The organism is Falsiroseomonas sp. CW058 (assembly GCF_050563535.1).
Classification (GTDB): domain Bacteria; phylum Pseudomonadota; class Alphaproteobacteria; order Acetobacterales; family Acetobacteraceae; genus Falsiroseomonas.
Genome location: NZ_JBNXUO010000003.1, coordinates 148,381 through 175,051 on the forward strand (window position 1 = coordinate 148,381; position 26,671 = coordinate 175,051).

Consider the following 26,671-nt stretch of genomic DNA (forward strand, 5'->3'; position numbering starts at 1 on the left):
GCTCAGGAAGGCAGCAGCACCGAAACGGCCGCCTGCGCTGCGATCCCCTCCCCACGGCCCGGAAAGCCCAGCCTTTCCGTCGTCGTCGCCTTCACGGACACGCGGTCGACCGGCACGTCCAGCAACGCCGCCAGACGGTCCCGCATGGCCGGCGCATGGGGGGTGATCTTCGGCCTTTCGCAGATCAACGTCACATCGGCATTGGCCAGCATCCCGCCCCGCGCGGCGACGCGCCCCGCGGCGTGGCGGAGGAAGCGGGCGCTGTCGGCGTCCTTCCACTCCGCCTCGCTCGGCGGGAACCAGCGGCCGATATCGCCCTCGGCCAGCGCCCCGTAGATGGCATCGCAGAGCGCATGGATGCCGACATCGGCATCCGAATGCCCGTCGAGCCCGAGGGGGAAGGGCACGACCACCCCGCAGAGCACCATCGGCCGGCCCTCCACCAGGCGGTGGACGTCGAAGCCCGTGCCGGTGCGCGGGATCATGCGGGCGAGCATCATGGCCTCCACCCTGGCCAGGTCCTCGGGCCAAGTGATCTTCAGGTTGGATTCGCCGCCCGGCACCAGCGCGACGGGAAGTCCCGCCGCTTCCAGCAGCTGCGCGTCGTCGGTCGCCTCGCCCGTCGCGGCGCGGTGCGCGGCCAGGAGCGGTGCGAAGCGGAAACCCTGCGGGGTCTGCGCGCGGTACAGGCCGGCGCGCGGCACCGTCGCCGCGATCAGCCCGCCCTCGCCGCGTTTCAGCGTGTCGCTCACCGGCTGGGCCGGGATGGCGCCGGGGTGCAGGGCGAGCGCGGCGAGCAAGGCCGGGACCGTGCCGGCCGGCACCACCGGCCGCGCGCCGTCATGCACCAGCACGAGGTCGGGCGGGTCCGCCGCCAGCGCCTCGAGCCCGGCCCGCACGCTCTCCTGGCGGGTCGCGCCGCCGGCGACGGGGGCGTGGATGGGCAACCCGGCGAGCATGGCGGCCACCGCCGCTTCCTCCCCCGGCGCGACCACGGGCAGGACATCGGCGACCCCGCCCTCGCGCAGCAGCGCCTCGGCGGCGTGGCGCAGCACGGGGCGGCCGAGCAGCGGCAGGTATTGCTTCGGCGTCTCGGCCCCGAAGCGGCTGCCCCGCCCCGCGGCCACCAGCAGGGCGGTGATCCTCATCCACCCAGGCTAGCCTGCCTGTACCCTGCGCGGGAGGCCTGCAGCCCGCCCGCGTGGCCCCTGGCGGCGGTCGGCTCGCCGATGCGGGCAGGCTTGGGGGCAGGCACCTGCCGTGAAAAGCGGCAGGTGTCCCGTTGAACCCTTTTCGGCTGTTGCCGGGTCGCCGCACTGCGGCTAATTTGCCCAAATCATGAGCATGACCGCCGCCCTTGCAATGCCGCCCCGCCTCCGCCCGATCGATCTCGGCGGGACGGTGATCGACACGCCCGTCATCCTCGCCCCGATGTCGGGCGTCACGGACCTGCCCTTCCGGCGTCTGGCGCGCGCGCAGGGCACCGGCCTCGTCGTGTCGGAGATGATCGCATCCAACGCGATGGTGCGGGAGAACCGGACGACCCTGAAGATGGCCGAGGTCGACGGCTTCGGGGCGCCTTCCTCCGTCCAGCTCGCCGGCTGCGACCCGGTGGTGATGGCGGAGGCCGCGCGCCTGGTCGCCGACCGCGGCGCGGCGATCGTCGACATCAATTTCGGCTGCCCGGTGAAGAAGGTGGCCGTCGGCCAGTCCGCCGGCTCCGCCCTGATGCGGGATGAGGTCCAGGCCGCCCGCATCCTGGAAGCCACGGTGAAGGCCGTCTCCGTCCCCGTCACGCTGAAGATGCGGATGGGCTGGGACCATGCCAGCCTGAATGCCCCGCGGCTGGCGAGGATCGCCGAGGAATGCGGGATCCGCATGGTCACGGTCCATGGCCGCACGCGGCAGATGTTCTACACCGGCACCGCCGACTGGGCCTTCGTCGCCGGCGTGAAGGCGGCGGTGTCGATCCCCGTCATCGTCAACGGCGACATCCTGGGCCCGGAGGACGCGGCCGAGGCGCTGCGCCGGTCCGGCGCGGATGGCGTGATGATCGGCCGCGGCTGCTACGGGCGGCCCTGGCTGCCGAAGCAGGTGGCGGACTACCTCGCCACCGGCATCCTGCCGGAGGACCCGCCGCTGGCCGACCAGCTTGCGACGCTGCTGTCCCACTACCGGGCCATGCTGGACCATCACGGGCGCGACCCGGGCGTCCGGCTCGCCCGCAAGCATGTGGCCTGGTATTCGAAGGGCCTGCCCGGATCGGCCGAGTTCCGCGCCGAGGTCAACCGCCTCGACTCAGCCGAGGCGGTGGAGGCCCATATCCGCCGCTTCTACGAACCCCTGGTCGAACGCGGCGTGATGCCCGGCCGCGCCGCGCGGGACGAGGATGGCGGGGACGGGAAGCTGGCGGCGTGAAGCTCCGCAGCCTCGCCCCCCGCGCATCGGCGCCCCCCGCCGCGCCACCGCCGGCCCCGCTGGCGGCCGTGACCCCGGATGCGGCGGCGATGCTCGCGGCCCTGCCGCTGCCGGCCGTCGTGCTCGACGCCGAGGACCGCTTCCGCTTCGCCAACCCGGCGGCGGAGATCTTCTTCCAGCTCTCCGCGGGATCGCTGCGGGCCCATTCGCTGCGCGACCTGCTGCCGCCCGACAACCGCGTGTTCGGCCTGCTCGCGCAGGTCCGCGCGCATGACGCGCCCGTGGCCGACCACGACCTCGCGCTCGAAAGCCCCCGCTTGCACCGCACCGGCGTGTCGGTCCAGGGCGCGCCGCTGCCCGAACTGCCCGGCGGGGTCGTGGTGACGCTGCAGGACGGCTCGACCGCGCAGATGCTGGACCGGCAGCTGAACTTCCGCGGCGCCGCGCGCGGCGCCTCCGCCATGGCGGAGATGCTGGCGCATGAGGTGAAGAACCCGCTGTCGGGCATCCGCGGCGCGGCGCAGCTGCTGGAACAGGGCGCGAGCGAGGGCGACCGGGAGCTTTGCCAGCTCATCCAGGACGAGGTGGACCGCATCCGCAAGCTGGTGGAGCGGATGGACATGTTCTCCGACCGCCCGATCGACCGGGGGGAGGTGAACATCCACGAGGTGCTGGACCATGTGCGCCGCATCGCGCTGTCCGGCTTCGCGGCGCATCTGCGCATCGTCCAGGACTACGACCCGTCGCTGCCGCCGGTCTGGGGCAACCGCGACCAGCTCGTGCAGGTCCTGCTGAACCTGGTGAAGAACGCGGCCGAGGCGGTGGACCCGCGGGAGGGCGAGATCCTGCTCTCCACCTCCTACCACCACGGGGTGCGCATCGCCGTCCCCGGCTCCCTCGAACGCGTGCACCTGCCGTTGCAGGTGGTGGTGCGCGACAACGGCCCCGGCATCCCCGAGGCTATCCGCGCCACCCTGTTCGAGCCCTTCGTCACCACCAAGCGGGGCGGGCAGGGGCTCGGCCTCGCGCTCGTCGCGAAACTGGTCGCCGACCAGGGGGGGCTGATCGAATGCGACAGCCGCCCGGGCCGCACGATCTTCCGCCTCTCCCTCCCGCAGCCCCCGCGGCGCGCGGACAACGGAGCCGCCGCATGAGCGATGTCGCCGCCGCCCCCGCCTCCGCCACCACGCGCACCATCCTGATCGCCGACGACGACCGCGCGATCCGCACCGTGCTGAGCCAGGCGCTCGGCCGGTCGGGCTACCATGTCCGCGCCACCTCCTCCGCCGCCACGCTCTGGCGCTGGGTGGAGGACGGGGAGGGGGACCTGGTCATCACCGACGTGGTGATGCCGGACGAGAACGGGCTCGACCTCGTGCCCCGCATCCGGCGCGTGCGGCCGGACCTGCGGGTGGTGGTGATGTCGGCGCAGTCCACCTTCTCCACCGCGCTGAAGGCGACGCAGCGCGGCGCCTTCGACTACCTGCCGAAGCCCTTCGACCTGAAGGAGCTGCTGGCCGTGGTCGGCCGCGCGCTCGCCGCCCCCAACCTCGCCGCCGCGGCCGAGGGCGAGGAGCAGGAGGAGCGCCTGCCGCTGGTCGGCCGCAGCCCGGCGATGCAGGAGATCTACCGGACGGTCGCGCGGCTCACGACCACCGACCTGACGGTGATGATCACCGGCGAGTCGGGCACCGGCAAGGAACTGGTGGCGCGCGCGCTGCACGACTACGGCCGCCGCCGCGGTGGCCCTTTCGTGGCCATCAACATGGCCGCCATCCCGCGCGAGCTGATCGAGAGCGAGCTGTTCGGGCATGAGCGCGGCGCCTTCACCGGCGCGCTGAACCGCGGCGTCGGCCGGTTCGAGCAGGCGGCCGGCGGCACGCTGTTCCTCGACGAGATCGGCGACATGCCGCCCGAGGCCCAGACGCGCCTGCTGCGCGTTCTGCAGGAAGGCGAATTCACGACCGTCGGCGGCCGCCAGCCCATCAAGGCCAATGTCCGCATCGTCGCCGCCACCCATCGCGACCTGCGCCAGGCGATCCGCGGCGGGATGTTCCGCGAGGACCTGTTCTACCGCCTGAACGTCGTCCCCATCCGCCTGCCGCCGCTGCGCGAGCGGCTGGAGGACATCCCGCTGCTGGCGCGGCACTTCCTGGAACGCGCGCGCGCCGCCGGCCTGCCCGCGAAGCAGCTCGACCCCGGCGCGATGGACCGGCTGCGCCAGCATCCCTGGCCCGGCAATGCACGGGAGCTAGAGAACCTCATGCGGCGCATGGCCGCGCTCTACCCGCAGGAGATCATCGGAGAGGATGCGGTGGCCGCCGAACTGGCCGAGGCCGCGGCCCCGGCGGAGGAAGGCCCCCGCGCGCCGGAGACGCTGGAACAGGCGGTGGAACGGCACCTCGGCGGCTTCATGGCCGCACACAGGGACGGCATGCCGATCCGCGACCTCTATGACCGCGTGCTGGCCGAGGTGGAGCGGCCGCTGCTGCGGCTTGCGCTGTCGGCCACCCGCGGCAACCAGATCAAGGCCGCGGCGATGCTGGGGCTGAACCGGAACACGCTGCGGAAGAAGCTGCGGGAGCTGGACCTGCCGGTGGTGCGCGGCCTGCCATAGTGCTACCCCCGGCGCCCGATGCGCGCCGCGGCTGACATGCCCCCCACCCGACCCCTTCCCATGCTGGCGAAGCAGCGGCGGGCGGGGACGCCTTCCCCATGCGCCCGCCCATGACCGCCACCGGGAAGCGCCGCCTCGCCGACATCCTGTTCGGGCGCGTCGCCACGCTCGGCCTCGCCCTCACGGCCGTGCTGCTCGGGCTGGCCACCTTCGTCCTGCTCGCCGGCGGGTCGCCCTTCGGACCCACCCGGCCGGGGCAGATCGTGGCCGTCGTGCTGGCCAATGCCTGCGTGCTGGTGCTGCTCGGCGCCTCGCTCGCCGCGCGGCTGGTGCGGGTCTGGGCGGAACGGCGGCGCGGCAGCGCCGGGGCGCGGCTGCATGTGCGGCTGGTGCTGCTGTTCGGCGGCGTCGCCGTGGTGCCGGCGCTGACGGTCGGCGCCTTCTCGGCGGTGTTCTTCAACCTCGGCATCCAGGCCTGGTTCAGCGACCGCGTGCGTACCACGCTCGAAGCCTCGCTGGTCGCCTCCCGCGCATGGCTCGACCAGCACCGCGACGAGATCCGGGTCGATGCCCTGGCCATGGCCGCCGACCTGACCCGCGCCGCGCAGCTCTACCTGCCCGAGAACCCGGACGCGTTCGAGCGCCTGCTGGTCACCCAGTCCTCGATCCGCGGCCTGACGGAGGCGGTGGTGTTCGAGCCGGCGACGGGCCGCCTCGTCGCCCAGGCCGGCTTCCTCGCCGGCGGCGCCATAGAACCCCCGCCCGCCTGGGCGGTGGAGCTGGTGCGCAACGGCGACGTCGCGGTGATCCCGAGCGAGACGGATGCGCGCGTCCGCGCCCTGGCCAACGTGGACAGCCCGCCCGGGCTCGCGCTGCTGATCGGCCGCCCCCTCGATGCCGGCGTGCTGGAGCACATGCGCCGGACGGAGCTCGCCTTCCTCGAATACGAACAGCAGGACCGCAACCGCGGCAGCCTGCAGGTGACTTTCGCGCTCATCTTCGCCTGCGCGGCGCTGCTCGTGCTGCTGGCCGCCGTGTCGGTCGGGCTGACCTTCGCCAACCAGATGGCGCGGCCGATCAGCCGGCTCATCACAGCGGCGGAACGGGTCCGCGGCGGCGACCTCTCGACCCGGGTGGAGGAGGGGACGCAGGACGACGAGCTTGCCACCCTGTCGCGCGCCTTCAACCGCATGACCAACCAGCTCTCCGCCCAGCGCGGCGAGCTGATGGAGGCATACCGCCAGATCGACGAGCGGCGGCGCTTCACGGAAACCGTGCTGGCCGGCGTCTCGGCCGGGGTGATCGGCCTCGACGCCGCGGGCCGGATCAACCTGCCCAACCGCAGCGCGAGCGAGCTGCTGGAGATCGACCTCGACGCCGGCATCGGCCTGCCGCTGGCGAAGGTGGTGCCGGAATTCGCCGCCCTGGTGCAGGACGCGGCCGAACAGCCCGAACGGCCCCGCATGGCGGAGATCCCGATCGGGCCGCCCGCGCGCCGCCGCACCCTGATCGCCCGCATCGGCGCCGAGACGCGCAGCGGCAGCGTAACCGGCTTCGTGCTGACCTTCGACGACATCACCGAGCTGCAATCCGCCCAGCGCAAGGCCGCCTGGGCCGACGTGGCGCGCCGCATCGCGCATGAGATCAAGAACCCGCTGACCCCGATCCAGCTCTCGGCCGAGCGTCTGAAGCGGAAATACCTGAAGGAGATCGCGAGCGACCCCGACACCTTCCGCTCGCTGACCGACACGATCGTCCGCCAGGTCGGCGACATCGGGCGGATGGTCGATGAGTTCTCCGCCTTCGCTCGGATGCCCCAGCCGGTGATCCGGCCCGAGAACCTGGGCGTGGTCCTTCGGGAGGCGCTGGTGCTGCAGACCGCGGCGCATCCCGAGATCCGCTACGAGACGGCGATCCCCGACCCCGCGCCGGTGGTCCCCGTGGACCGCCGGCTGATCGGCCAGGCGCTGACAAACCTGCTGCAGAACGCCGCCGATGCCTGCGCCGCGGTGCCCCGCGCCGAGGGCGAGCAGGGCCGCATCGCCCTCCGGCTGGAGCCCGCCGCCGAGGGCTGGGCGGTGGTGGTGGAGGATGACGGGATCGGCCTTCCGGAGGGGGAGGAAAGGGCCCGCCTGACCGAGCCCTATGTCACGCACAAGGCGAAAGGGACCGGGCTTGGCCTTGCCATCGTCAAGAAGATCATGGAGGACCATGGCGGACGGCTCGTCCTGGAGGACCGGGGGGATGGCCGCGGGGCACGGGCCGTGCTGATCCTGCCCCCCGTCGAAGGGGGCGCGGCGCCCCGGCGTGAGGAGATGGGCTTGGGACGGGTCGGCCATGGCGCATGACATCCTGATCGTCGACGACGAGCCGGACATCCGCGCCCTGATCGAGGGCATCCTGGCGGATGAGGGCTACGGGACACGCCAGGCGGCCAATTCGGACCAGGCGCTGGCTGCCTTCCGGCTGCGCCGGCCTTCGCTGGTGATCCTCGACATCTGGTTGCAGAACTCGAAGCTCGACGGGCTCGGCATCCTCGCCGCCCTCCACCAGGAGGAACCCCGCGTCCCCTGCGTGATGATCTCCGGCCACGGCACGATCGAGACGGCGGTGCAGGCGATCCAGCAGGGCGCCTACGACTTCATCGAGAAGCCCTTCAAGTCCGACCGGATGCTGCTGGTGGTGGCGCGCGCGCTGGAAGCCGCACGCCTCCAGCGGGAGAACAGCGAGCTGCGCCTGCGCGCGGGCGCCGAGACCGAGCTGGTCGGCGTCTCCGCCCCCCTCGCGCAGCTCCGCGCGGCGATCGAGCGGGTGGCGCCCACGGGCTCGCGCGTGCTCATCACCGGGCCGGCGGGGGCGGGCAAGGAAGTGGCGGCGCGGATGCTGCACGCGCGCTCGCGCCGCGCCGACGGCCCCTTCGTCGCCCTGAACTGCGCGACCCTGGCGCCGGCCCGCTTCGAGGAGGAGCTGTTCGGCGTGGAGGCAGGCGCCGACCCGACCGGCCAGCCCCGCCGCGCGGGCGTGCTGGAACGCGCCCATGGCGGGACGCTGCTGCTGGACGAGGTGGCGGACATGCCGATGGAGACGCAGGGCAAGATCGTCCGCGCGCTCCAGGAACAGGGCTTCGTCCGCATGGGCGGCGCGCAGCGCGTGCAGGTGGATGTGCGGGTGATCGCCACCACCAGCCGCGACCTACAGGGGGAGATCGCGGCCGGCCGCTTCCGGGAGGACCTGTACTACCGTCTTGCCGTCGTGCCGCTGCGCATCCCCCCGCTGCGGGAACGGCGCGAGGACATCCCGGCGCTGGCGCGGCACTTCATGGCGCGGTCCGGCGAGACCTCCGGCATGGCCCCGCGGGAGCTGAGCGAGGACGCGCTGGCGGCCATGCAGGCCTATGAATGGCCCGGCAACGTGCGGGAACTGCGGAACCTCATCGACTGGCTGCTGATCATGGCGCCGGGCGATGCGAGGGAGCCGATCCGCCCCGACATGCTGCCCCCCCAGGTGGGCGCCGCGGCCCCCGCCGTCCTCAAGCTCGACCGGTCGAGCGAGATCATGACCCTGCCGCTGCGCGAGGCGCGGGAGCTGTTCGAGCGCCAGTACCTCGAAGCCCAGCTGCTGCGCTTCGGCGGCAACATCAGCCGCACCGCCGCCTTCGTGGGCATGGAGCGCAGCGCGCTGCACCGGAAGCTGAAGTTCCTCGGCGTCCATGCCGAGGACCGTGCCCCCGCGCCGGCCGCGCCACAGGGCTGACCGCCGCGGGCCGCCGCGCCCCGCCCCCCCCCTTGCCGGAAGGGGTGGGGCCGGGGCCAACATCCGCCCACCCCTCCACCGCCAACAGGCACGCCCCGATGTCCCGCATCGCCTATGTCAACGGCCGCTACCTTCCCCAGTCCGAGGCCTCGGTGAACATCGAGGACCGCGGCTACCAGTTCGGCGACGGCATCTACGAGGTCGTCCACCTGCATGACGGCCGCTACGTCGACGAGGACCTGCACCTCGCCCGGCTCGAGCGCAGCCTGCGGGAGATCCGGCTGCCCATGCCGATGTCGCGCGCCGCGTTGTCGGTGGTGCTGCGGGAGGTGGCGGCGAGGAACCGGGTGACGGAAGGCCTGCTCTACATGCAGGTCACGCGCGGCGTCGCGCGGCGCGACCACGCCTTCCCGGCGAAGCCGGTGCCGCCGGCGCTGGTCGTCACCGTCCGGCGCATCGCGCCCTATCCGACCGACGTGGACCGCTGGGCCGCGTCCTGCATCACCCTGCCGGACCTTCGCTGGGCGCGGCGCGACATCAAGTCCGTCAACCTGCTGCCGAACTGCCTGGCGCGCCAGGCCGCGAAGGAACGCGGCGCGATCGAGGCGATCCTCTACGACGAGGCGACGGGGATGGTGACGGAAGGCGCCGCCACCACCTTCTGGATCGTCGATGAGCAGGGGGCGATCCGCACCCGCCACCTGGACCAGGTGATCCTGCCCGGCTGCACCCGCGGCGCGCTGATGGCGGAGTTGCGCCAGGCCGGCATCGCCTATGACGAGCGCGCCTTCACGCTGGACGAGATGCGCCGCGCGCGGGAGGCCTTCATCACCTCCGCCACCTCCTTCGTGAAGCCGATCATCCGCATCGACGGCGCGCCGGTGGGGGACGGGCAGGTGGGGCCGGTGGTCCGGCGGCTGTTCGACATCTTCGCCCGCCACGTCAAGGGCGCGCAGAAGAACGCGGCGTGAGCGACCTTGCCGCCCCCCGCTGCGTGCTCTGGGACTGGGACAACACCCTGGTCGATGGCTGGGCGGCGATCGAGCGCGGGCTGAACGCGACCTTCCGTGCCTTCGGCATGCCGGAATGGGACCGCGCGGAGGTGCTGGCGCGCGTCCGCGGGTCGCTGCGGGACACCTTCCCCGGCATGTTCGGCGCGGAGTGGGAAAGGGCGCGGGACATCTTCTACGCCGAGGTGCGCGCCTGCCACCTCGGCGTGCTGTCGCCCATGCCGGGCGCGCGGGCGGCGCTGGAAGCGGCGGCGCTCTGCGGGCCGCAGGGTGTCGTCTCTAACAAGGGGGGCGCGCTGCTGCGCGCGGAGGCGGCGCATCTCGGCTGGGGCCCCTTCTTCGCCACGCTGGTCGGCGCGGGCGATGCGGCGGCGGACAAGCCGGATGCGGCGCCGATCCTGCTGGCGCTGGCCGCCTGCGGCGTCCCGCCCGGCCCGGATGTCTGGTATGTGGGCGACACGGCGCTCGACATGCAGGCGGCGCGGGCGGCGGGGTGCCGGGCCGTGCTGCTGGGGGACGCGGCCCATGACGGCGGGGCGGCGAACGCAGCGCCGGATGCCGCGTTCGGAAGCGCGACCGCGCTCTGCCATGCACTCGCGTCACTTGCCAGATCGCCTGCGCCTGGGAGAAGGTGAGGCATTCGGCCCTGCGGGCGATGCCCGAGCAGGCCACCAACAAGAAGGATCCACCCTCCGTGGCCGCCGAGAAGTCCCAGAACGTTCAGGACGTCTTCCTGAACCATGTCCGCAAGTCGAAGACGCCGGTGACGATCTTCCTGGTCAACGGCGTGAAGCTGCAGGGCATCATCACCTGGTTCGACAACTTTTCCGTCCTGTTGCGCCGGGACGGGCACACCCAGCTTGTCTACAAGCACGCGATCAGCACGGTGATGCCGGGCGCCCCGATCATGCTGTTCGACGCGACGGCCCAGGCCGGCGCGCAGGGCACGGCGGGCGCCGCCGGCGCGGCGCCGGCCGAAGGCGCGGCGCCGTCCCGCGAAGGCCGCCTGACCCTTGGGCGCGAGGTGAACCCGGTTGGCCGCGGAGACTGAGGCCGCGGGCGGCCCCCGCCCGACCGAGCCCGGCCCGACCCGCGCGGCGGTCATCCTGCCGCATGAACGCCACTCCGTCCGCGGGGAGGGCGCGGCCCACCGCGCGGCCGAGGCGCGGCTGGCCGAGGCGGTCGGCCTGACGGCCTCGATCGGCCTCACGGTGGTCCATACCGGGATCCACCCGCTGCGCAGCACCCGGCCCTCCACGCTGCTCGGCGAAGGCCAGGTCGCAATGGTGAAGGAAGCTTGCGACCGCCACGGTGTGGCGGTCGTGGTGGTCGATGCCGCGCTGTCGCCGGTGCAGCAGCGCAACCTTGAACGCGCCTGGGGCGCCAAGGTCATCGACCGCACCGGCCTCATCCTCGAGATCTTCGGGGAACGCGCGCGCACGAAGGAAGGCACGCTGCAGGTCGAACTCGCGCACCTGGAATACCAGCGCACACGCCTGGTGCGGTCCTGGACCCACCTGGAACGCCAGCGCGGCGGCTTCGGCTTCCTCGGCGGTCCCGGCGAGTCCCAGATCGAGATCGACCGCCGCCTGATCGGCGAGCGGATCGTCAAGCTGAAGAAGGAGCTGGAGCAGGTGCGCCGCACCCGCGGCCTGCACCGCAAGGCGCGCGAACGCGTGCCCTACCCGGTGGTCGCGCTGGTCGGCTACACCAATGCCGGCAAGTCCACGCTGTTCAACGCGCTGACAGGCGCGGGCGTCTATGCGCAGGACCAGCTCTTCGCCACGCTCGATCCCACGATGCGCGCCATCAAGCTGCCGAGCGGCCGCACCGTGATCCTCTCCGACACGGTGGGCTTCATCAGCGAGTTGCCGACGCAGCTGGTCGAGGCCTTCCGCGCCACGCTGGAGGAGGTGGCGGCGGCCGACATCATCCTCCATGTCCGCGACGCCGCCCATCCCGACAGCGCAGCCCAGCGCGCCGACGTGCTCGGCGTGCTGACCGACATGGCCGAGGGCCCCGACGCCGCCCTCGACGAGGGCTGGCCGGCCCGCGTGGTGGAGGTGCTGAACAAGGCCGACCTGATGGGCGGGGTGGATGCGGTGCCGGAGATCCCGGGCGCCATCGCCGCCTCCGCGCTGACCGGCGCCGGGCTCGACCGGCTCCGCGCCGTGCTGGACGAACGCCTGGCGGCGGGGATGGAGACGATGGAGGTCAGCGTCCCCACCAGCGACGGCGCCACCCTCGCCTGGCTCTACGAGCATGGCGAGGTGGTCCGGCGCGAGGATTCGGAGGACGCGATCCGGCTGACGGTCCGCCTCTCCCGCGCCGACCGGGCGCGCTACGCGCAGCGCGGCGCGTGAACCGGCTCGACGCGCGGGCGGTGGGCGAGGTGGCGGCGCTGCTGCGCGATGCCGCGCGGGCCGAGATCATGCCCCGCTTCCGCCGGCTCGCGCCCGCGGCGGTGCGGGTCAAGTCCGGCCCGCTCGACCTGGTCACGGAAGCCGATGAGGCGGCCGAGCGGGTGATCGAGGCCGGCCTTCGCCGCATCTTTCCCGGCTGCGTGGTGGTGGGGGAGGAGGGGACGGCCGCCGATGCCTCGCTGCTCTCGCGCATCGCAGGCGCGGACCTCGCCTTCGTGGTGGACCCTGTGGACGGCACGGCGAATTTCGCGGCCGGCGTGCCGCTGTTCGGCTGCATGGCCGCAGCCTTCGTGCGGGGCGAGGTGGTGGCGGGCTGGATCCACGACCCGCTCGGCGACGACACCGCCGTGGCGCTGCGCGGGCAGGGGGCCTGGGTGGAGGATGCGGAGGGCCGCCGCATCGGCGACCTGCGCGTCGCGCCGCCGGCCCCGGTCGCCCGCATGGTGGGCGCCGTGTCCTGGGGGTGGATGCCGGAGCCGCTGAAGTCGCGCGTCGCCTCGCGCCTGCCGCGGCTGGCGGCGACCGTGAACTACCGCTGCGCCGCGCACGAATACCGCCTGGCGGCCGGCGGCCACGCGCATCTGCTGGTCTACAACAAGCTGATGCCCTGGGACCACGCGCCGGGCTGGCTGATCCACCGCGAGGCCGGCGGCCATGCCGCGCGCTTCGACGGCAGCCCCTATGAGGCCGGGCACCAGACCGGCGGCGGGCTGCTCTGCGCCCCCGACCGCGCCAGCTGGGAGGCCGCCCGCGCCGCCCTGCTCGGCGAGGATTGAGCCGCCAACCCCCGTGCCGAGCCCCGCCGAAGACGAGGAGGATGACGAAGGCCCGCCCGGCCTGCCGCCCGGCACCCCCTTCTACATGACACCCGCCGGCGCCGCGGCGCTGCGGGCGGAACTCCGCCGGCTCTGGGACGAGGAGCGACCGAAGGTGGTGGAGGTGGTGTCCTGGGCCGCCGCGCTCGGCGACCGGTCCGAGAATGCCGACTACCAGTACGGCAAGCGCCGCCTGCGCGAGATCGACCGCCGGGTGCGCTTCCTGCACAAGCGCCTGGAACGCGTGCAGGTGGTGGACCCGGCCGCCCAGGCGAGGCGCGACCAGGTGTTCTTCGGTGCGACCGTCACCTATGCGCGCCTGTCCGACGATGCCGAGGTGACGGTGACCATTGTCGGCGTGGACGAGGCCGATGCCGAGGCCGGCCGCATCTCCTGGGTGGCGCCCGTCGCCCGCGCGCTGCTCGGCGCCCGCGTGGGGGACACGCGGAAGCTGCGGACCCCGGCCGGGGCCGAGGAGGTCGAGGTGGTGGCGATCGCCTATCCCGCCGCCTGACCGGCCGGCCGGCGGCAGCGTCATCCGCCCTTTGGATGAGGCCGATCGCCCGGCGTGATTCGCGGCCTGCGCCGGCCCTCCCATCTCCTGTTGGCCACCCAAAGGAGAGCGCCCGATGAATGCCGCCGACCCGACCGATCCGCTGCCGCCCGGCATCGAGACGGTGCTGCTGCCGCGCGTCCACGACATCGGCGGCTTCGAGGTGCGCCGCGCACTGCCCGCCACCGGGCGGCAGATGGTCGGGCCCTTCATCTTCTTCGACCAGATGGGCCCGGGCGAGTTCCTCGCCGGCCGCGGCCTCGATGTGCGGCCGCACCCGCATATCGGCCTGGCCACGGTGACTTACCTGTTCCGGGGCGAGATCCTGCACCGCGACAGCCTCGGCACCCGGCAGCCGATCGCGCCGGGCGACGTGAACTGGATGACCGCGGGCCGCGGCATCGTCCATTCCGAGCGCACGGCACCGGAACGCCGCGCCGCGCCGCACCGGCTGTTCGGCATCCAGTCCTGGGTCGCCCTGCCGCGCGCGGAGGAGGAGACGGCGCCCGGCTTCGCCCACCACCCCGCGGCGAGCTTGCCGGTGGTCCAGGAAACCGGGCTGCGGCTGCGGCTGATCGCCGGCACCGGCTGGGGCGAGCGGGCGCCCGTCGCGGCCGGGTCCGACCTGTTCTACGCGGATGCGGCGCTCGCCCCGGGCGCCGCCCTGCCGCTGCCCGATGGGCATGAGGAGCGCGCGGCCTATGTGCTGGAGGGCGAGGTGGACGTCGCCGGAGACCGCTTCGGCCCGGGCCAGATGCTGGTGTTCCGTGCCGGGGACCGCTTGGCGCTGACCGCGGGTCCGCTCGGCGCGCGGCTGCTGCTGTTGGGCGGGGCCGCGATGGACGGGCCGCGCTTCCTCTACTGGAACTTCGTCTCCTCCTCCCGCGAGCGGATCGAGCAGGCCAAGGCCGACTGGGCGCGCGACCGCTTTGGCGCGCCGGTGCCGGGGGACGAACGGGACTGGATCCCGCTGCCCGCGCGGCGATCCGTGCCGGCGGGGACCGTTACGGCGCTGTCCGAGGGTTCGCCGACAAGCTGAGAGCCCAACGCGGCCGCGGTGGGCCTGGCTGCATGGAGGGCAGGAAGACGGGAAGGGGGTTCGCGCCGGCTGCGCCGCGTCCAGGCGATATGTTCCCGTTTTTCCCCACAGGCCCCCAGCGGGAAGCAGCACTACGACAGTGGGATGTAGTGCTACTACAGGAAGCAGCCCTCAGGTCCTAAGTTGTAAATTCGATTTACAACCTCGGCGTCAGCCTGCCTCGCCAGCCTTCGCCGCCTGCCACGCGGCCTCCATCTCCCCGAGCGTGGCATCGCCCGGTGCGCGGCCCTCGGCGGCGAGTGCCGCCTCCACAGCGCCGAAGCGCCGCTCGAACTTTGTGTTGGCGGCCCGCAGGCAGGCCTCGGGGTCCAGGTCCAGCTTGCGGGCCAGGTTCACGACCACGAAAAGAAGGTCGCCCAGCTCATCCGCCTGCCGCGCCTTGTCCTGGCCGGGCAGCTCCGCCCGCAGCTCCGCCGCCTCCTCCTCCAGCTTGTCGAGCACGGCGCCGGCATCCGGCCAGTCGAAGCCGACGCGGGCGGCCCGGCGGGCGAGCTTGTTGGCGCGGGTCAGGGCAGGGAGGTTGAGGGGGATGCCGGCCAGCACGCCCGCTTCCGCCCGCGCCGCCCGCTCGGCGGCCTTCTGGACCTCCCAGGCGGCGACCTGGCCCTCGGCGCTGCGCTGCTCCGCCTCGCCGAAGACATGGGGATGGCGGCGGATCATCTTGGCGGAGATGGCCTGCGCGACCTCGGCGAAGCCGAAATGACCCAGTTCGGCCGCCATCTGCGCGTGGTAGACCACCTGGAACAGCAGGTCGCCCAGCTCGTCCAGCAAGGCGGCGAAGTCCGGGCCGCGGGCGATCGCGTCGGCGACCTCGTAGGCTTCCTCGACCGTGTAGGGCGCGATTGTCGCGAAGTCCTGCGCCTGGTCCCAGGCGCAGCCATCCGGCGCCCGCAGCCGGGCCATGATGTCCAGCAGGCGGTTCAGCGCGGTCGCGGGGTCGGGCATCGGGAAGCTCCTGATCTTGCGGACCCGGTCTCCCGCGCGGCGGCGACTTCGGCAAGCAGGGCGGGCGGGCGACGCGATGCACCGCGGCACGCCATCGACACCGGTCATCCACAGCCGTAGATATCGCATAAGATATATTATGGAAAATATCGGGGTGTGGAAAAGCCGGGGGAAACCGCGGCCTGGCCGGACGCCTGCTCAGGCGGCCGGAACCTCCAGCACCATCCCGTCGGCGCCCGGCTCCACCCCGGGCGGCAGGTTCGCGCGCAGCCAGGCACAGTCCATGTCGTTGCCCATATGGGTCAGCACGGTCCGCCGCGGCCTCAGGCGGGCCACCCAGTCCAGGACCTGCGCCACATGGGCGTGGACCGGGTGCGGCCGGCGCTGAAAGCAGCCGACCACCCAGGTGTCGAGTCCCTGGAGCGCCGCCAGGCTCTCCTCGGGGAATGCCACCACGTCGGTGCAATAGGCGAAGCTGCCGATGCGGAAGCCCAGCGTCTCCATCACCTTGTGGTCCTGCCGCAGCACCCTGACCGGCAGGCCCGCCATGGGCACCACCTCCCCCGGCGCCACGGCGCGGGGGGCGAGCGCCGGGCGGTAGAAGCCGGGCGGGGTCGGCGGGCGGAATGCGTATTCGAAGCGCCCCTTCAGCTCGGCGAGCGTGACATAGGTGCCGAACAGCTCGATTGCCGTTCCCCGGATCCGGTTGACCATGCGAAGGTCGTCGAGCCCCATGATGTGGTCGGCATGGGTATGCGTGATCGCCACCGCCTCCACCTGGTCGATTCCGTTGGCCAGCATCTGCGCCCGCAGGTCCGGCCCCGCATCCACCAGCAGCCGTCGCCCGCCGCTCTCCACCAGCGCCGCGCTGCGGGTGCGGCGGTTGCGCGGCTCCGCCGGGTCGCAGGCGCCCCAGTCGCCGCGTCCGCCCGGGCCGCCCAGCAGGGGCACGCCGCCGCTGCCGCCGCAGCCCAGCAGGGTCACGGTCAGGCCCGGCGCCCGCGGCCCGGCTTCGGCCGCTGGGATCATCGGGACCGCTGGAACAGACGGTGAAAATTCGCCGTCGTCAGCTCCGCCAGCGCCGCCATGCCGAGGCCGCGGGCCTCGGCCAGCCTTGCCGCGGTATGCGCCACATAGGCGGGCTCGCACCGCTTTCCCCGCAAGGGCACGGGGGCGAGGTAGGGGCTGTCCGTCTCCACCAGCAGCCGCTCCGCCGGCAGTTCCGCCGCGATGGCGCGGATCGCGTCCGATTTCGGGAAGGTCAGCATCCCTGAGAAGGAGACATACCCCCCGATCGCCACCGCCCTACGCGCCAGTTCGGCGCCCGAGGAGAAGCAATGCAGCACGAAGGGGAAGTCGCCCTTCGCATGCTCATCCTCCAGGATCGCGGCGATGTCCTCGTCGGCGTCGCGCGCATGCACCACCAGCGGCAGGCGGGATTCGCGCGCGGCGGCGATATGGGCACGGAAGCCCTCCGCCTGCGCCGGGCGCGGCGCCTTGTCGTAGAAGTAGTCGAGCCCCGACTCGCCGAGCCCGATCACCTTGGGATGGTCTGCCTCCCGCAGCAATTCCGCGACCGTCGGTGCGTCTCGTTCGCCGGCATTGTGGGGGTGGATGCCGACGGTGGCGAAGACCTGCGCGTGGCGGTCGGCGATGGCGCGAACCGTCGCCGCCTGTTCGCCTAACCTCGTGCCGATCGTCACCATCCGCCCGATGCCCGCCGCCGCCGCGCGGGCCACCACCGCATCCTGCTCCTCGCCCGCCTGGAAATGGTCCAGGTGGCAATGGGAATCGACGATGTAGGTGCTCACGCGGCCGGCGCCTCGATCTTCCGGAACAGCGGTTCGGGCGGCGGCAGCGCCAGGCCGCCCGGCAGCGGGGTGGCGAGCGCGCCGAGCCCCCTCGCCTCCTCCGGCACGCCGAGCTGGTCCAGCAGCTTCGCCATGCTGCCCGGCATGAAGGGCTGCAACACGGTGGCGAAGGCACGCAGCGCGTCATGCAAGATGCGCAGCACGGCGGCCATGCGGACCGGGTCCGTCTTCTTCAGCGCCCAGGGCTGCTCGACCGTGACATAGCCATTGGCTTCCCGCACCGCGGCCAGCACGACGTCGAGCGCCAGGTGGAATTCCTGGCGCTCGAGATGCCCGCCCACCGTCGCCGCCAGCCCGTCCACCAGCGCGCCGAGCGTCGCGTCGGAGGCGCCGCGCACCGCCGGTCCGGGCAGGGTCGCGTCGCAGTTCCGCTGGATCAGCGACAGGGTGCGGTTCGCGAGGTTGCCGAGCGCGTTCGCCAATTCCCCGTTGTTGCGCGCGACCAGCGCGGCGCGGCTGAAATCGCCGTCCTGGCCGAAGGGCACTTCCCGCAGCAGGAAGTAGCGCACCGGGTCCAGGCCGAACTCCTCCACCAGCCGCACCGGGTCGATCACGTTGCCCAGCGACTTCGAGATCTTCTGCCCCTCATTCGTCCACCAGCCATGCGCGAAGACGCGCCCCGGCGGCGCCAGGCCGGCCGCCATCAGGAAGGCCGGCCAGTAGATCGCGTGGAAGCGCAGGATGTCCTTGCCGACGAAGTGGAGCTCGGCCGGCCACCAGGTCGCAAATCTTGCAGAATCAGTGGGATAGCCGGCGGCGGTGATGTAGTTCGTCAGCGCATCCAGCCACACATACATCACATGCGCATCGTCGCCCGGCACCGGAACCCCCCAGCGGAAGGAGGTGCGGGAGACGGACAGGTCGCCCAGCCCCGACTTTACGAAGGCGATCACCTCATTCCGCCGCCCTGCGGGCAGGATGAAGTCCGGATTCGCCTCGTAGAAGGCCAGCAGCCGCTCGCCCCAGGCCGAGAGACGGAAGAAGTAGGACGGCTCCCTCACCCACTCCACCGGTGCGCCGCTCGGCGCGTATTTCACGCCGTCCCGCTCGGTCAGCTCGTCCGGGCCGTAGAAGGCTTCGTCGCGCACCGCGTACCAGCCCTCGTAGTCGCCAAGGTAGATCTCGCCCCGCCGGACCAGCTCGTCCCACAGCGCGGCGCAGGCGACCTTGTGGCGCGGCTCCGTGGTGCGGATGAAGTCGTCGACCGACAGGGCCATGGTGGCCGTCAGGTCGCGGAAATGGCGGCTGACCTGGTCGCAGAAGGCTTGCGGGTCCATCCCCGCGTCACGCGCCGCCTTCTCCACCTTCTGGCCGTGCTCGTCGGTGCCGGTCAGGAAGAAGACCGGGCGCCCCTCCAGCCGCCGCCACCGCGCCAGCACGTCGGCAGCCAGCGAGGTGTAGGCATGCCCGATATGGGGCCGGTCGTTCACGTAGTAGATCGGGGTGGTGATGAAGCAGGGCCGCTGTTCGGCGTCGCCAGTCACGGGATGTCTTCCGGTCGGCCCCGGCGCCCTCAGCGCCGCGGCGGGGTGAGCCAGCCGAGCATCGTGAGCACCGCCTGCTTGCGGTCCAGGCTGAGCGCATCCGTCTCGGCGGCAAGGCGGCCGAGGCTATCCCACAGGGTGGACCACTCGGCAAGCGGACGGATCGCGAGCCAGCCGGGCGCAGCCCCCTCCCCGCCCCGCGCCGCATGCCGCACCGCGCCCGAGATGGCGCGCCGCAGCAGCGCGACGAAGGTGACGAAGGACGACCCGTCGCGCTTGGCGGCGACGGTCTCGGCCAGCTGGTGCCAGCGGCGGCGGTCTCCTGCCGGCAACCCCTCCAGCACGCCCTCGACCAGTTGCTGCAAGGCGAGCCCCTCGTCTTCCGCCAACTGCACCGCCCGGCCCGGCGAGCCTTCCGCCAGCCGGGCCAGGGTCTGCCGTTCGGCCGCGGGCAAGGCCGGCAGCAGGGTGTCCAGCACCCGTGCCGTCTCGGCCGCGGCAAGCGGCGCCAGGTCCAGCCGGCGGCAGCGGCTGCGGATGGTGACGAGCAGCCGGTCCGGCGCGGCAGAGGTCAGCAGCAGCACGCTGCGCGGCGGCGGTTCCTCCAGCGTCTTCAGCAGCGCGTTCGCCGCCTCGGTCCGCAGCAGCTCGGCCCCGTCCACCAGCACGACGCGCCAGCCCCCCTCGGCCGGCGTCATCGCCATGAAACGCAGCGCCGCGCGCACCTCCTCCACGCGGATCACGCGCTTCACCCCGCCCTCGGCGGTCGGCCGCAGCACCCGCAGATCGGCATGCGCGCCGGCCGCGATGCGCCGGAAGGTCGGCTCGCCGGGGTCGAGATGCAGCGGCGCCGGCCCCGGCGGCCGCGCCGCGCCGTCGGAAAGCAGCCAGCGCGCGAAGCGGTAGGCGAGCGTCGCCTTCCCGATCCCCGGCGGCCCCGCCAGCAGCCAGGCATGGGGCAGACGGCCCGACCGGGCCGCGGCTTCCAGCGTGGCCGCGGCGGCCGCGTGCCCGTGCAGGTCGGGGTTGGCGCGGACCGCCCGGTCCTCGTCCTCCTCGACCACCACCGCCTTCGGCGCGCGCGCCATCAGGCGGGCCCGAGGCGGCGGGCGACCGCCTCCCGCACGGCGGCAGCCACCGCCTCCTCCTCCGCCGCCGCGTCGATCACCGCGCAGCGTCCGGGTTCGGCGGCGGCGATAGCGAGGAAGCCGGTCCGGACCCGGGCGTGGAAGCCGGCGTCCAGCCGCTCATACCGGTCAGCCGCCAGGCCGCGCCCTGCGGCACGGGCCATCCCGGTCGCGGGCGGCAGGTCCAGCACCAGCGTCAGGTCCGGCGCCAGCCCTTCGAGCGCGAGGTCGGCGAGACGCCGATACGCCTCCTCCGGCACGCCCTGGCCGTGGCACTGGTAGGCGCGGGTCGAATCGGCGAAGCGGTCGCAGACCACCCACATGCCCGCGCCCAGCGCCGGCCGGATGCTGGCCACCAGGTGGTCCCGCCGGGCGGCAAACATCAGCATCGCCTCGGCCACCGGGTCGAAGCCGCGGCCGCCTAGCAGAAGGGTGCGGATGCTCTCCGCCCCGGCGGAGCCGCCGGGCTCGCGCGTCAGCAGAACCGGCAGGCCGAGTTCGCAGAGATGCGCGGCGAGCCGCCGGGCCTGGGTCGATTTCCCCCCGCCCTCTCCGCCTTCGAAGGTGATGAAGCGGCCCCGGCTCAAGCGCGGCTCACGACCCGAACCAGCGCCCGATCACCGCCGGGATACGCGGCAGCAGGCCGAGACGGTCCACATCCGCCCCCGCGATCAGCGGCACCTCCATCTCCGGCACGCCCTGGCCGGAGACGAGCAGGCGCCCGATCTCCTGCCCCTTGCTGATCGGCGCCGGCACCGGCGCCTCGTAGCGGACGCGCGCCTGGAGGTTGCGGCGCCACTGCCGCGGCAGCGTCAGCACCAGGTCACGGCCCGAGACGAGCGGCACCGTGGCGCGGTCGCCGAGGTAGACGGGCACTTCCTCCACCGTGTCGGCGGCGCGGAAGATCACCACGTTGTCGAATTCGCGGAAGCCCCATTCCATCAGCCGCTCGCTCTCCTCCGCGCGGACGCGCATGGAGGGCAGGCCGTTCACCACAAGGATCAGCCGGCGCCCGCCGCGGATCGCGCTGGCGGTCAGGCCGTAGCCGGCTTCCTCCGTGTGCCCGGTCTTCAGGCCGTCGGCGCCCGGCACCCGCGCCAGCGTCGGGTTGCGGTTCTCCTGCGTGATGTCGTTCCAGCGGAAGCTGCGCTCGTTGTAGAAGCGGTAGTATTCGGGATGGTCGGCGACGATGCGCCGGGCCAGCGTCGCCAGGTCGCGCGCCGTCATGCGGTGCTCGGGGTCGGGCCAGCCGGTCGCGTTGCGGAAGTTGCTGTTCCGCAGGCCGATCCGGCGCCCCGTCTCGTTCATCAATTCGGCGAATTGCTGTTCGCTGCCGCTGATCCCCTCGGCCAGCACGATGCAGGCGTCGTTGCCCGACTGCACGATGACGCCGCGGGCCAGGTTCTCCACGCTGACCTGCGTGCCGATCTGGACGAACATCTTGCTGCCGCCCATGCGCCAGGCGCGTTCGCTGACCGGCAGCATCTGGTCCAGCCGCAGCCGGCCCTGCTTCAGCATCTCGAAGACGACGTACATCGTCATCAGCTTCGACATGGAGGACGGCGGCATCCGTTCGTCCGGGTTCTTCTCCAGCAGCACCGCGCCGGTGTCGAAATCGATCAGGATCACCTGCCGCGCCAGCGTGTCCACCGGGCCGAGCGGCGAACTGGCCGGGGTGGAGGGCGGCGGCGCGGGCTGGCGCGGCTGGCGCTGGGCGGGCGGCTGCGCGGGGCGCTGCTGCGCGGCGGCGTCCCCCGCGACGAGGGTGACGCCGGCAGCGGCGGCCATCAGGTCTCGACGGCGCATGGCGATGGTCCCCCTTCGGTGGTCCAGCCGGGGCCCGGCCCCCGCCGGGCACCCCGGCGGCGCCCGGTGTCCCGGACTCCCTCAGTCAACGATGATCCGTGCGTCGGATACGCCGGCGCGGAGGCTTCCCTCAAGCGCCCTGTCGGCCTCCGCCACCGAATTCAGCGGCCCGATCCGAACCCGGAAGGTCTGCCGGTTGCGTGGGCCGATCGCATCCACCCGCCCGCCGATGCGCGCCGCCTGCCGTTCCGCCAGGTCGCGGCGGGAAAAGCTTGCGGCCTCCACATACAGCCGCCCGGGCGCGGGGGCGGTGCGGGTGACGCGTTCCGGCAGGCGGTCCGGCGGTGCGGCGGCACTGCCCGCGGCCACGACCTCGGCCCGGGCGCCCGGCAGGGGCCGCGCCTCGCGCAGTCGGGCGGCCTGGCTGGCGCCGGGGGGCGGGGCCAGGTCCTCGCGCCCGACCGCGCCCACCGGTGCGGCCGCAACCTGCAGGGCCTGCGCTTCGGGCTGCGGCAGCCCGGCGGCAAGCGCGCGGCTCGCCTCGGCCTGGACCGCGATCCGGATCTGCGCCGCCGCGCCGGGGCGGAGGCCCAGCAGCTCCGCCGCGCGGCGCGACACCTCCAGCACCCGGCCGGGGTTCTGCGGCCCGCGGTCATTCACGCGGAGGTCGAGCTCCAGCCCCGTCTCCAGGTTGGTCACGCGCAGGATGGCGGGCAATTGCAGCGTGCGGTGCGCCGCCATCAGCGCGGCAGGGTCGTGGATCTCGCCATTCGCGGTGCGGCGGCCGGCGCGCTGGTCGGTGGCGACCGCGCCGAGGCCGGTCTGCACCAGCCCGAAATCCTCCCGCGGGTAGGACCAGACGCCGCCCATCTGGTACGGCTCCCCCACCACCACCCGCGGCTGGGCCTGCGGCAGCGGCGGCGTGCGCGCGCAGCCCGCGAGCGCAGCCAGCGCCAGCGCGCCGAGGGCGCGCCGCCCGGTCGGCCAGCCCCCCCTCACGCGACCCGGTCGGACAGCATCCCGACGGCAAGCGCGTAGAAGTTCGACGGGTTGTAGCGGCGGATGACGTTGAAGTTCGGATAGACCGCGAAGGCCTGCCCCCCCGCGCCGCCCGGCAGCAGGATGGCGGCTTCCACGTCGGCGACGGGCAGCGCGCCTCCATCCGGCCTGCGCACGCCCATCCTGGCCCAGTCGCGCAACGGGCGCGTGTTCTCCCGCCGGGCGTCGTTCGGGTCGAAGCCGGCCGGCAGCGCCACTTCCCGCCCCCACAGCTCCTCCTCCCGCCAGCCGGACCGGGCGAGGTAGTTGGCGATGGAGCCGAGCGCGTCGGCCCGGCTTTCCCAGATGTCGCGGCGGCCGTCGCCGTCCATGTCCACCGCAAGCCGGTCGAAGTTGGACGGCATGAATTGCGGATGGCCCATCGCGCCCGCCCAGCTTCCCCGCATGCGGTCCGGCGCGACATGCCCGGCATCGAGGATGCGGAGCGCCGCGAGCAGCTCGCGGCGGAAGTAGTCGGCCCGCCGGCCGTCCCAGGCCAGCGTCGCCAGGGCCTCGATGACGTTGAAGTTGCCGGTGAAGCCGCCGTAGTTGGTCTCCAGCCCCCAGATCGCCACGATGACGCGCGGGCTGACGCGGAAGCGCGCCTGCACCGCCTCCAGCGTCGCGCGGTTGTCGGCGAAGGCGCGACGGCCGGCGTCGATCCGCGTCTGGGACAGGCGCGCGTCGCGGTACTGTTCCCAGGTCTGGGTGAATTCCGGCTGGCGGCGATCGAGTTCCAGCACGCGGTCGCTGGGACGGATGCCGGACAGCGCGCGCGACAGCGTCGCGGACGAGATGCCGGCGCGCCGCGCCTCGGCGCGCAGGCCTTCCAGGAAGGCCTCGAAGCTCTGGGTCGCGGCCTGGGACGGGCTGGCCAGGCCGGCCAGGACAGCGGAAAGGGCGAGTCGCCGGGTCAGGGACATGCCGCGCTGGATGCCACAGCCGGGGCCGCGTCGGCAACGCGGCGCCGCTTGGCGGAACGTCAGAACCGTGCGGTGAGGCCGAGCGAGCCGAAGCTCTGCGCGCCGCCGCGCTGGCCGTAGAACTCCTCGGAGCGGAAGACCTGGCTGTAGGCGAGCCGCAGCCCCCGCCAATGCACCACCAGCCCGGCCGACAGGTCGCCGAGGAGGGGCCGCCGGTCGACCGAGGGCGTTCCGTCGCGGAAGCTGTTGCCGTCGAGGAAGATGTCGCGCGCCACCGCGCGGCCCTGCGCCCCGGCGAAGACATACCAGCCGAAGTCGCGCCCCGCCGTGGGCGGGTCCACGAAGGCCGATCCCACCAGGGCGGGCCGGATGCGCGGCGGGCCGAAATCCGCATCCAGCCCCTGCCCCAGCCGCAGCGTCACCCCGGCGCCGGCATAGGTCGCGACATTGCCGAGGCTGAGCGTGACCGCCGGCAGCAGGTCCGCCTCCAGCCGCCCGAGCCGCGCAGGCGGCAGGCGGTGGATGCGCTCGAACACCAGGTTCACGGCCGGCTCGTCCTTCAGCTGCCGGTCCCAGCCATTGGCCGAGTAGTCCTTGATGAGGTCGTGGATGTTGTTCTGCACGAATTCGCCAAGCGCCGAGGGACCGACCACGCCGAGCTGGAATTCGAATGTGTTCAGCGCGTCCCTCTCCTGCCGCTGGAGCACCAGCGCGCCGTAGAGGAAGGAGGCATAGGGGCGGTCGCGCGGATCGGGGCGCGGGGTCAGCGTGTCGCGCGGCGTATAGATCTGGTGGCCGAGGCCGAAGCCCCAGCGCACATCGCCGCCCCACCCCCAGGCGTCGAGCCGGTCGTCCAGCCAACGCAGCAGGCCGGGCGGCTCGCTGGTCGGCGAACGCGCGGCGATCTGGAGGCCCGAGGTGTAGTAGCGATCGGTGCCGCCGAGCGTGTCGTTCTCGTAGGAGAGCGTGAGGTTCCACCCGCCGAGCGGCCCCGCCGGGGCCTGAGCATGGCCGGTCGCGCCGGACAAATGAAGCAGGCAGGCCGCCAGCAGCAGCATGTGGGTTGCGCGCATGATGCCCCATCTGGCACGGGCCGGCCGGCGCGGTCCACCAGCCGCGGCGGCACGCGCCGTCACGTCTGCGCCGGCACGATCCGCTCTGGACCCGGGCAGCCGGCCCCGGCATGGTCCACCCGGCCGCGCCCTGCGCGCCAGCCCTGGACAGGTGGCCGAGTGGTTTAAGGCAGCGGTCTTGAAAACCGCCGTGGGTGCAAGCCCACCGTGGGTTCGAATCCCACCCTGTCCGCCAGTTCCTCGGGGGGGCGTGGCGGGAAACGCCGGCCCACTCCGCGTCGGGGAATGGGTGGCGTCCCGCTGCGGCGGTCGCTCACCCCTGCCCCCGCCAGCGACGGATCAGCCAGGCCAGCACCATCAGCACCAGCCCGAGGGCGACGAGGCCGTAGGTCGCCGGGTCCGCCTCCACGGCCCGCATCGCGGCTTCGGGCAGCCAGAGCAGCGCATCCCAGCCGAAGGCCCGCGCGGCGAGGCCGAGCGTGACGAGCAGAACACCGGTGGTCCACAGCAACCGCGCCATCCTGCACGCCCTTCCCGATCCGCCGCCCGATGGCGTCCGGCCTTCAACTCGATACGAGCGCGTGCGTTTCCCGGTTGGTGGCGTCTGCCCCGGGGCGACAGGATGCCCCGTGCCTGCTATCCGTCATGGGAAGGTCGCGCGCCCGGTCAAATGCACGCAATTCGGGCATTGGCGATTCTGACACAACCTTCAGTAGACTTCGGCTCGGGCCGGCGGCATTCTCCGCCCATGGAGTCGATGTCGAACCATGAGGCGCCGCGCCCGTCCCGGGGTCGGTGGCTGCTGCTCTATGCGGCGGTGGCGGTCCTGCTCGCCACCGCGGGCGTGGGCTATGCCGTCCATGCCGAATGGCGGCCGGCGCCGACCATCAAGCCCTACGACCCGCTTCCGACCTGGTAGGCGGCGCGCGCGCAACCCCGCGCCGCCCGCATCCCCTCGCGAAGCCGAGGCACCCCATGCCCCCCGCCCCGGACCCCGTACGCGACGTCGTGACCGGGGTGCATCGCAGGCGGTGGTGGTGCTAGGTTCACGGGCGTGAACGTCCTTGCCCCGCCCCGCGCCCGGCTGCAGATCGAGGTGGTCTTCGACCTCGTCTGCCCCTGGTGCTTCCTCGGCACCCGCCGCCTGCAGCGCACGCTGCGCGCGCGCCCGGACGTGGCGGCCGACATCAGCTGGCGCCCTTTCCTGCTGAACCCGGACATCGCCCCGGGTGGCGTGCCGCGGCAGGACTACATGACCCGCAAGTTCGGCGGGGAGGAACGCGCCCGGCGGCTGCATGCCACCATCGCCGAACTTGGCCGGGCCGAGGGCGTGGCCTTCCGGTTCGAGCAGATCCGCCGGATTCCCCCCTCCCTCGACGCGCATCGCCTGGTGCGCATGGCCGCCCGGCAGGGCCTGGCCGACGAAGCGGTGGATGCGCTGTTCGATGCCTATTTCTGCGACGGCCAGGACATCGGCGACCACGCCGCCCTCGGCTCCATCGCGGCCGCGCTCGGCATGGACCCGCTGGCCACCCGCCGCGCGCTGGCCGGGCCGCAGGAGGCGGAGGCGGTGCATGCCGACAACCTCCGCGCCCACCGCCTTGGCATCAATGGCGTGCCCTGCTTCGTCGTGCAGGGCCGCCACGCCATCGCCGGCGCGCAGGAGCCGGAGGTGCTGGAACGCCTGTTAGACGTCGCCGTGGTCGAGGGCTGACC

General features: G+C 73.1%; 26 protein-coding genes and 1 tRNA gene. 15 read left to right on the forward strand and 12 right to left on the reverse strand.

Annotation, left to right across the window (positions count from 1 at the left end):
- Nucleotides 1-2: 2 nt before the first annotated feature.
- A complete protein-coding gene (locus tag ACK8OX_RS04115; RefSeq protein WP_430662654.1) occupies nucleotides 3-1,148 on the reverse strand; it encodes a bifunctional 2-C-methyl-D-erythritol 4-phosphate cytidylyltransferase/2-C-methyl-D-erythritol 2,4-cyclodiphosphate synthase in 1,146 nt (381 codons plus the stop codon).
- Between the two features lie 190 nt (nucleotides 1,149-1,338).
- On the opposite strand from ACK8OX_RS04115, the gene dusB reads away from it, so the two are divergent.
- The 12 genes from dusB (at nucleotide 1,339) to ACK8OX_RS04175 (ending at nucleotide 14,628) form a co-directional block, all read left to right on the forward strand.
- Complete coding sequence (dusB, locus tag ACK8OX_RS04120; protein WP_430662655.1) at nucleotides 1,339-2,418, forward strand: tRNA dihydrouridine synthase DusB; 1,080 nt, start codon at nucleotides 1,339-1,341, stop codon at nucleotides 2,416-2,418.
- An 89-nt stretch (nucleotides 2,419-2,507) separates the two neighbouring features.
- A complete protein-coding gene (locus tag ACK8OX_RS04125; protein ID WP_430662806.1) occupies nucleotides 2,508-3,572 on the forward strand; it encodes a two-component system sensor histidine kinase NtrB in 1,065 nt (354 codons plus the stop codon).
- Nucleotides 3,569-5,035, forward strand: a complete 1,467-nt coding sequence (gene ntrC, locus ACK8OX_RS04130) for a nitrogen regulation protein NR(I) (RefSeq protein ID WP_430662656.1) — start codon at nucleotides 3,569-3,571, stop codon at nucleotides 5,033-5,035. The genes ACK8OX_RS04125 and ntrC overlap by 4 nt, the downstream gene beginning before the upstream one ends.
- 110 nt (nucleotides 5,036-5,145) lie before the next feature.
- Nucleotides 5,146-7,383, forward strand: a complete 2,238-nt coding sequence (locus ACK8OX_RS04135; RefSeq protein ID WP_430662657.1) for an ATP-binding protein — start codon at nucleotides 5,146-5,148, stop codon at nucleotides 7,381-7,383.
- The gene (locus ACK8OX_RS04140; protein ID WP_430662658.1) at nucleotides 7,373-8,788 is read left to right on the forward strand and encodes a sigma-54-dependent transcriptional regulator; all 1,416 of its coding nucleotides are present in this window, start codon (nucleotides 7,373-7,375) and stop codon (nucleotides 8,786-8,788) included. Before ACK8OX_RS04135 ends, ACK8OX_RS04140 begins: the two co-directional genes overlap by 11 nt.
- A gap of 98 nt (nucleotides 8,789-8,886) precedes the next feature.
- Nucleotides 8,887-9,759 carry a D-amino-acid transaminase gene (locus tag ACK8OX_RS04145; RefSeq protein WP_430662659.1) on the forward strand — a complete coding sequence of 291 codons (873 nt, stop codon included), beginning with the start codon at nucleotides 8,887-8,889 and terminating at the stop codon, nucleotides 9,757-9,759.
- Nucleotides 9,756-10,433: an HAD family hydrolase gene (locus ACK8OX_RS04150; protein WP_430662660.1), complete on the forward strand. Its 678-nt coding sequence runs from the start codon at nucleotides 9,756-9,758 to the stop codon at nucleotides 10,431-10,433. The genes ACK8OX_RS04145 and ACK8OX_RS04150 overlap by 4 nt, the downstream gene beginning before the upstream one ends.
- Nucleotides 10,434-10,492: 59 nt before the next feature.
- Nucleotides 10,493-10,849: an RNA chaperone Hfq gene (hfq, locus tag ACK8OX_RS04155; RefSeq protein ID WP_430662807.1), complete on the forward strand. Its 357-nt coding sequence runs from the start codon at nucleotides 10,493-10,495 to the stop codon at nucleotides 10,847-10,849.
- A complete protein-coding gene (hflX, locus tag ACK8OX_RS04160) occupies nucleotides 10,833-12,161 on the forward strand; it encodes a GTPase HflX (protein WP_430662661.1) in 1,329 nt (442 codons plus the stop codon). Before hfq ends, hflX begins: the two co-directional genes overlap by 17 nt.
- Nucleotides 12,158-12,997: an inositol monophosphatase family protein gene (locus ACK8OX_RS04165; RefSeq protein ID WP_430662662.1), complete on the forward strand. Its 840-nt coding sequence runs from the start codon at nucleotides 12,158-12,160 to the stop codon at nucleotides 12,995-12,997. The genes hflX and ACK8OX_RS04165 overlap by 4 nt, the downstream gene beginning before the upstream one ends.
- Nucleotides 12,998-13,082: 85 nt before the next feature.
- On the forward strand, nucleotides 13,083-13,550 hold the full coding sequence (gene greB / locus ACK8OX_RS04170) for a transcription elongation factor GreB (protein WP_430662808.1): 468 nt from the start codon (nucleotides 13,083-13,085) through the stop codon (nucleotides 13,548-13,550).
- Between the two features lie 115 nt (nucleotides 13,551-13,665).
- Nucleotides 13,666-14,628, forward strand: a complete 963-nt coding sequence (locus tag ACK8OX_RS04175; protein ID WP_430662663.1) for a pirin family protein — start codon at nucleotides 13,666-13,668, stop codon at nucleotides 14,626-14,628.
- A gap of 210 nt (nucleotides 14,629-14,838) precedes the next feature.
- Here ACK8OX_RS04175 and mazG read toward each other — a convergent pair whose 3' ends face one another.
- The 10 genes from mazG to ACK8OX_RS04225 all read right to left on the reverse strand — a co-directional run bounded on the left by mazG (nucleotide 14,839) and on the right by ACK8OX_RS04225 (nucleotide 24,955).
- Complete coding sequence (gene mazG, locus ACK8OX_RS04180; protein WP_430662664.1) at nucleotides 14,839-15,633, reverse strand: nucleoside triphosphate pyrophosphohydrolase; 795 nt, start codon at nucleotides 15,631-15,633, stop codon at nucleotides 14,839-14,841.
- A gap of 198 nt (nucleotides 15,634-15,831) precedes the next feature.
- Nucleotides 15,832-16,662, reverse strand: a complete 831-nt coding sequence (locus tag ACK8OX_RS04185; protein ID WP_430662665.1) for an MBL fold metallo-hydrolase — start codon at nucleotides 16,660-16,662, stop codon at nucleotides 15,832-15,834.
- Nucleotides 16,659-17,444: a TatD family hydrolase gene (locus tag ACK8OX_RS04190; RefSeq protein ID WP_430662666.1), complete on the reverse strand. Its 786-nt coding sequence runs from the start codon at nucleotides 17,442-17,444 to the stop codon at nucleotides 16,659-16,661. Before ACK8OX_RS04190 ends, ACK8OX_RS04185 begins: the two co-directional genes overlap by 4 nt.
- Nucleotides 17,441-18,988: a methionine--tRNA ligase gene (gene metG, locus ACK8OX_RS04195; RefSeq protein WP_430662667.1), complete on the reverse strand. Its 1,548-nt coding sequence runs from the start codon at nucleotides 18,986-18,988 to the stop codon at nucleotides 17,441-17,443. Before metG ends, ACK8OX_RS04190 begins: the two co-directional genes overlap by 4 nt.
- A gap of 29 nt (nucleotides 18,989-19,017) precedes the next feature.
- On the reverse strand, nucleotides 19,018-20,076 hold the full coding sequence (locus ACK8OX_RS04200; protein WP_430662668.1) for a DNA polymerase III subunit delta': 1,059 nt from the start codon (nucleotides 20,074-20,076) through the stop codon (nucleotides 19,018-19,020).
- Nucleotides 20,076-20,702 carry a dTMP kinase gene (gene tmk, locus ACK8OX_RS04205; RefSeq protein WP_430662669.1) on the reverse strand — a complete coding sequence of 209 codons (627 nt, stop codon included), beginning with the start codon at nucleotides 20,700-20,702 and terminating at the stop codon, nucleotides 20,076-20,078. Before tmk ends, ACK8OX_RS04200 begins: the two co-directional genes overlap by 1 nt.
- Nucleotides 20,703-20,709: 7 nt before the next feature.
- Nucleotides 20,710-21,921 carry a D-alanyl-D-alanine carboxypeptidase family protein gene (locus ACK8OX_RS04210; protein WP_430662670.1) on the reverse strand — a complete coding sequence of 404 codons (1,212 nt, stop codon included), beginning with the start codon at nucleotides 21,919-21,921 and terminating at the stop codon, nucleotides 20,710-20,712.
- 81 nt (nucleotides 21,922-22,002) lie between these two features.
- Nucleotides 22,003-22,920 (reverse strand): RlpA-like double-psi beta-barrel domain-containing protein, encoded by a 918-nt coding sequence (locus tag ACK8OX_RS04215; RefSeq protein WP_430662671.1) that lies wholly within the window; start codon nucleotides 22,918-22,920, stop codon nucleotides 22,003-22,005.
- Nucleotides 22,917-23,882: a lytic murein transglycosylase gene (locus ACK8OX_RS04220; protein ID WP_430662672.1), complete on the reverse strand. Its 966-nt coding sequence runs from the start codon at nucleotides 23,880-23,882 to the stop codon at nucleotides 22,917-22,919. Before ACK8OX_RS04220 ends, ACK8OX_RS04215 begins: the two co-directional genes overlap by 4 nt.
- Before the next feature lie 59 nt (nucleotides 23,883-23,941).
- Complete coding sequence (locus ACK8OX_RS04225; RefSeq protein ID WP_430662673.1) at nucleotides 23,942-24,955, reverse strand: lipid A deacylase LpxR family protein; 1,014 nt, start codon at nucleotides 24,953-24,955, stop codon at nucleotides 23,942-23,944.
- Nucleotides 24,956-25,100: 145 nt separating this feature from the next.
- On the opposite strand from ACK8OX_RS04225, the gene ACK8OX_RS04230 reads away from it, so the two are divergent.
- Nucleotides 25,101-25,190, forward strand: a tRNA-Ser gene (locus tag ACK8OX_RS04230).
- Nucleotides 25,191-25,268: 78 nt separating this feature from the next.
- Here the strand turns inward: ACK8OX_RS04230 and ACK8OX_RS04235 are convergent.
- A complete protein-coding gene (locus ACK8OX_RS04235) occupies nucleotides 25,269-25,475 on the reverse strand; it encodes a hypothetical protein (RefSeq protein WP_430662674.1) in 207 nt (68 codons plus the stop codon).
- Nucleotides 25,476-25,703: 228 nt separating this feature from the next.
- Between ACK8OX_RS04235 and ACK8OX_RS04240 the strand changes: the two genes are divergently transcribed.
- The gene (locus ACK8OX_RS04240; RefSeq protein WP_430662675.1) at nucleotides 25,704-25,874 is read left to right on the forward strand and encodes a hypothetical protein; all 171 of its coding nucleotides are present in this window, start codon (nucleotides 25,704-25,706) and stop codon (nucleotides 25,872-25,874) included.
- Nucleotides 25,875-26,009: 135 nt separating this feature from the next.
- A complete protein-coding gene (locus ACK8OX_RS04245) occupies nucleotides 26,010-26,669 on the forward strand; it encodes a DsbA family oxidoreductase (protein ID WP_430662676.1) in 660 nt (219 codons plus the stop codon).
- Nucleotides 26,670-26,671: the final 2 nt, after the last annotated feature.

Coding starts and splice junctions, on each gene's coding strand:
- ACK8OX_RS04115 (WP_430662654.1), bottom strand. CDS start 1,148: ATGAGGATCACCGCCCTGCTGGTGGCCGCGGGGCGGGGCAGCCGCTTC.
- ACK8OX_RS04235 (WP_430662674.1), bottom strand. CDS start 25,475: ATGGCGCGGTTGCTGTGGACCACCGGTGTTCTGCTCGTCACGCTCGGC.
- greB (WP_430662808.1), top strand. CDS start 13,083: ATGACACCCGCCGGCGCCGCGGCGCTGCGGGCGGAACTCCGCCGGCTC.
- ACK8OX_RS04200 (WP_430662668.1), bottom strand. CDS start 20,076: ATGGCGCGCGCGCCGAAGGCGGTGGTGGTCGAGGAGGACGAGGACCGG.
- ACK8OX_RS04225 (WP_430662673.1), bottom strand. CDS start 24,955: ATGCGCGCAACCCACATGCTGCTGCTGGCGGCCTGCCTGCTTCATTTG.
- dusB (WP_430662655.1), top strand. CDS start 1,339: ATGAGCATGACCGCCGCCCTTGCAATGCCGCCCCGCCTCCGCCCGATC.
- ACK8OX_RS04125 (WP_430662806.1), top strand. CDS start 2,508: ATGCTCGCGGCCCTGCCGCTGCCGGCCGTCGTGCTCGACGCCGAGGAC.
- ACK8OX_RS04175 (WP_430662663.1), top strand. CDS start 13,666: ATGAATGCCGCCGACCCGACCGATCCGCTGCCGCCCGGCATCGAGACG.
- ACK8OX_RS04210 (WP_430662670.1), bottom strand. CDS start 21,921: ATGCGCCGTCGAGACCTGATGGCCGCCGCTGCCGGCGTCACCCTCGTC.
- ACK8OX_RS04140 (WP_430662658.1), top strand. CDS start 7,373: ATGGCGCATGACATCCTGATCGTCGACGACGAGCCGGACATCCGCGCC.
- ACK8OX_RS04185 (WP_430662665.1), bottom strand. CDS start 16,662: ATGATCCCAGCGGCCGAAGCCGGGCCGCGGGCGCCGGGCCTGACCGTG.
- ACK8OX_RS04220 (WP_430662672.1), bottom strand. CDS start 23,882: ATGTCCCTGACCCGGCGACTCGCCCTTTCCGCTGTCCTGGCCGGCCTG.
- ACK8OX_RS04240 (WP_430662675.1), top strand. CDS start 25,704: ATGGAGTCGATGTCGAACCATGAGGCGCCGCGCCCGTCCCGGGGTCGG.
- mazG (WP_430662664.1), bottom strand. CDS start 15,633: ATGCCCGACCCCGCGACCGCGCTGAACCGCCTGCTGGACATCATGGCC.
- ACK8OX_RS04135 (WP_430662657.1), top strand. CDS start 5,146: ATGACCGCCACCGGGAAGCGCCGCCTCGCCGACATCCTGTTCGGGCGC.
- ACK8OX_RS04145 (WP_430662659.1), top strand. CDS start 8,887: ATGTCCCGCATCGCCTATGTCAACGGCCGCTACCTTCCCCAGTCCGAG.
- ntrC (WP_430662656.1), top strand. CDS start 3,569: ATGAGCGATGTCGCCGCCGCCCCCGCCTCCGCCACCACGCGCACCATC.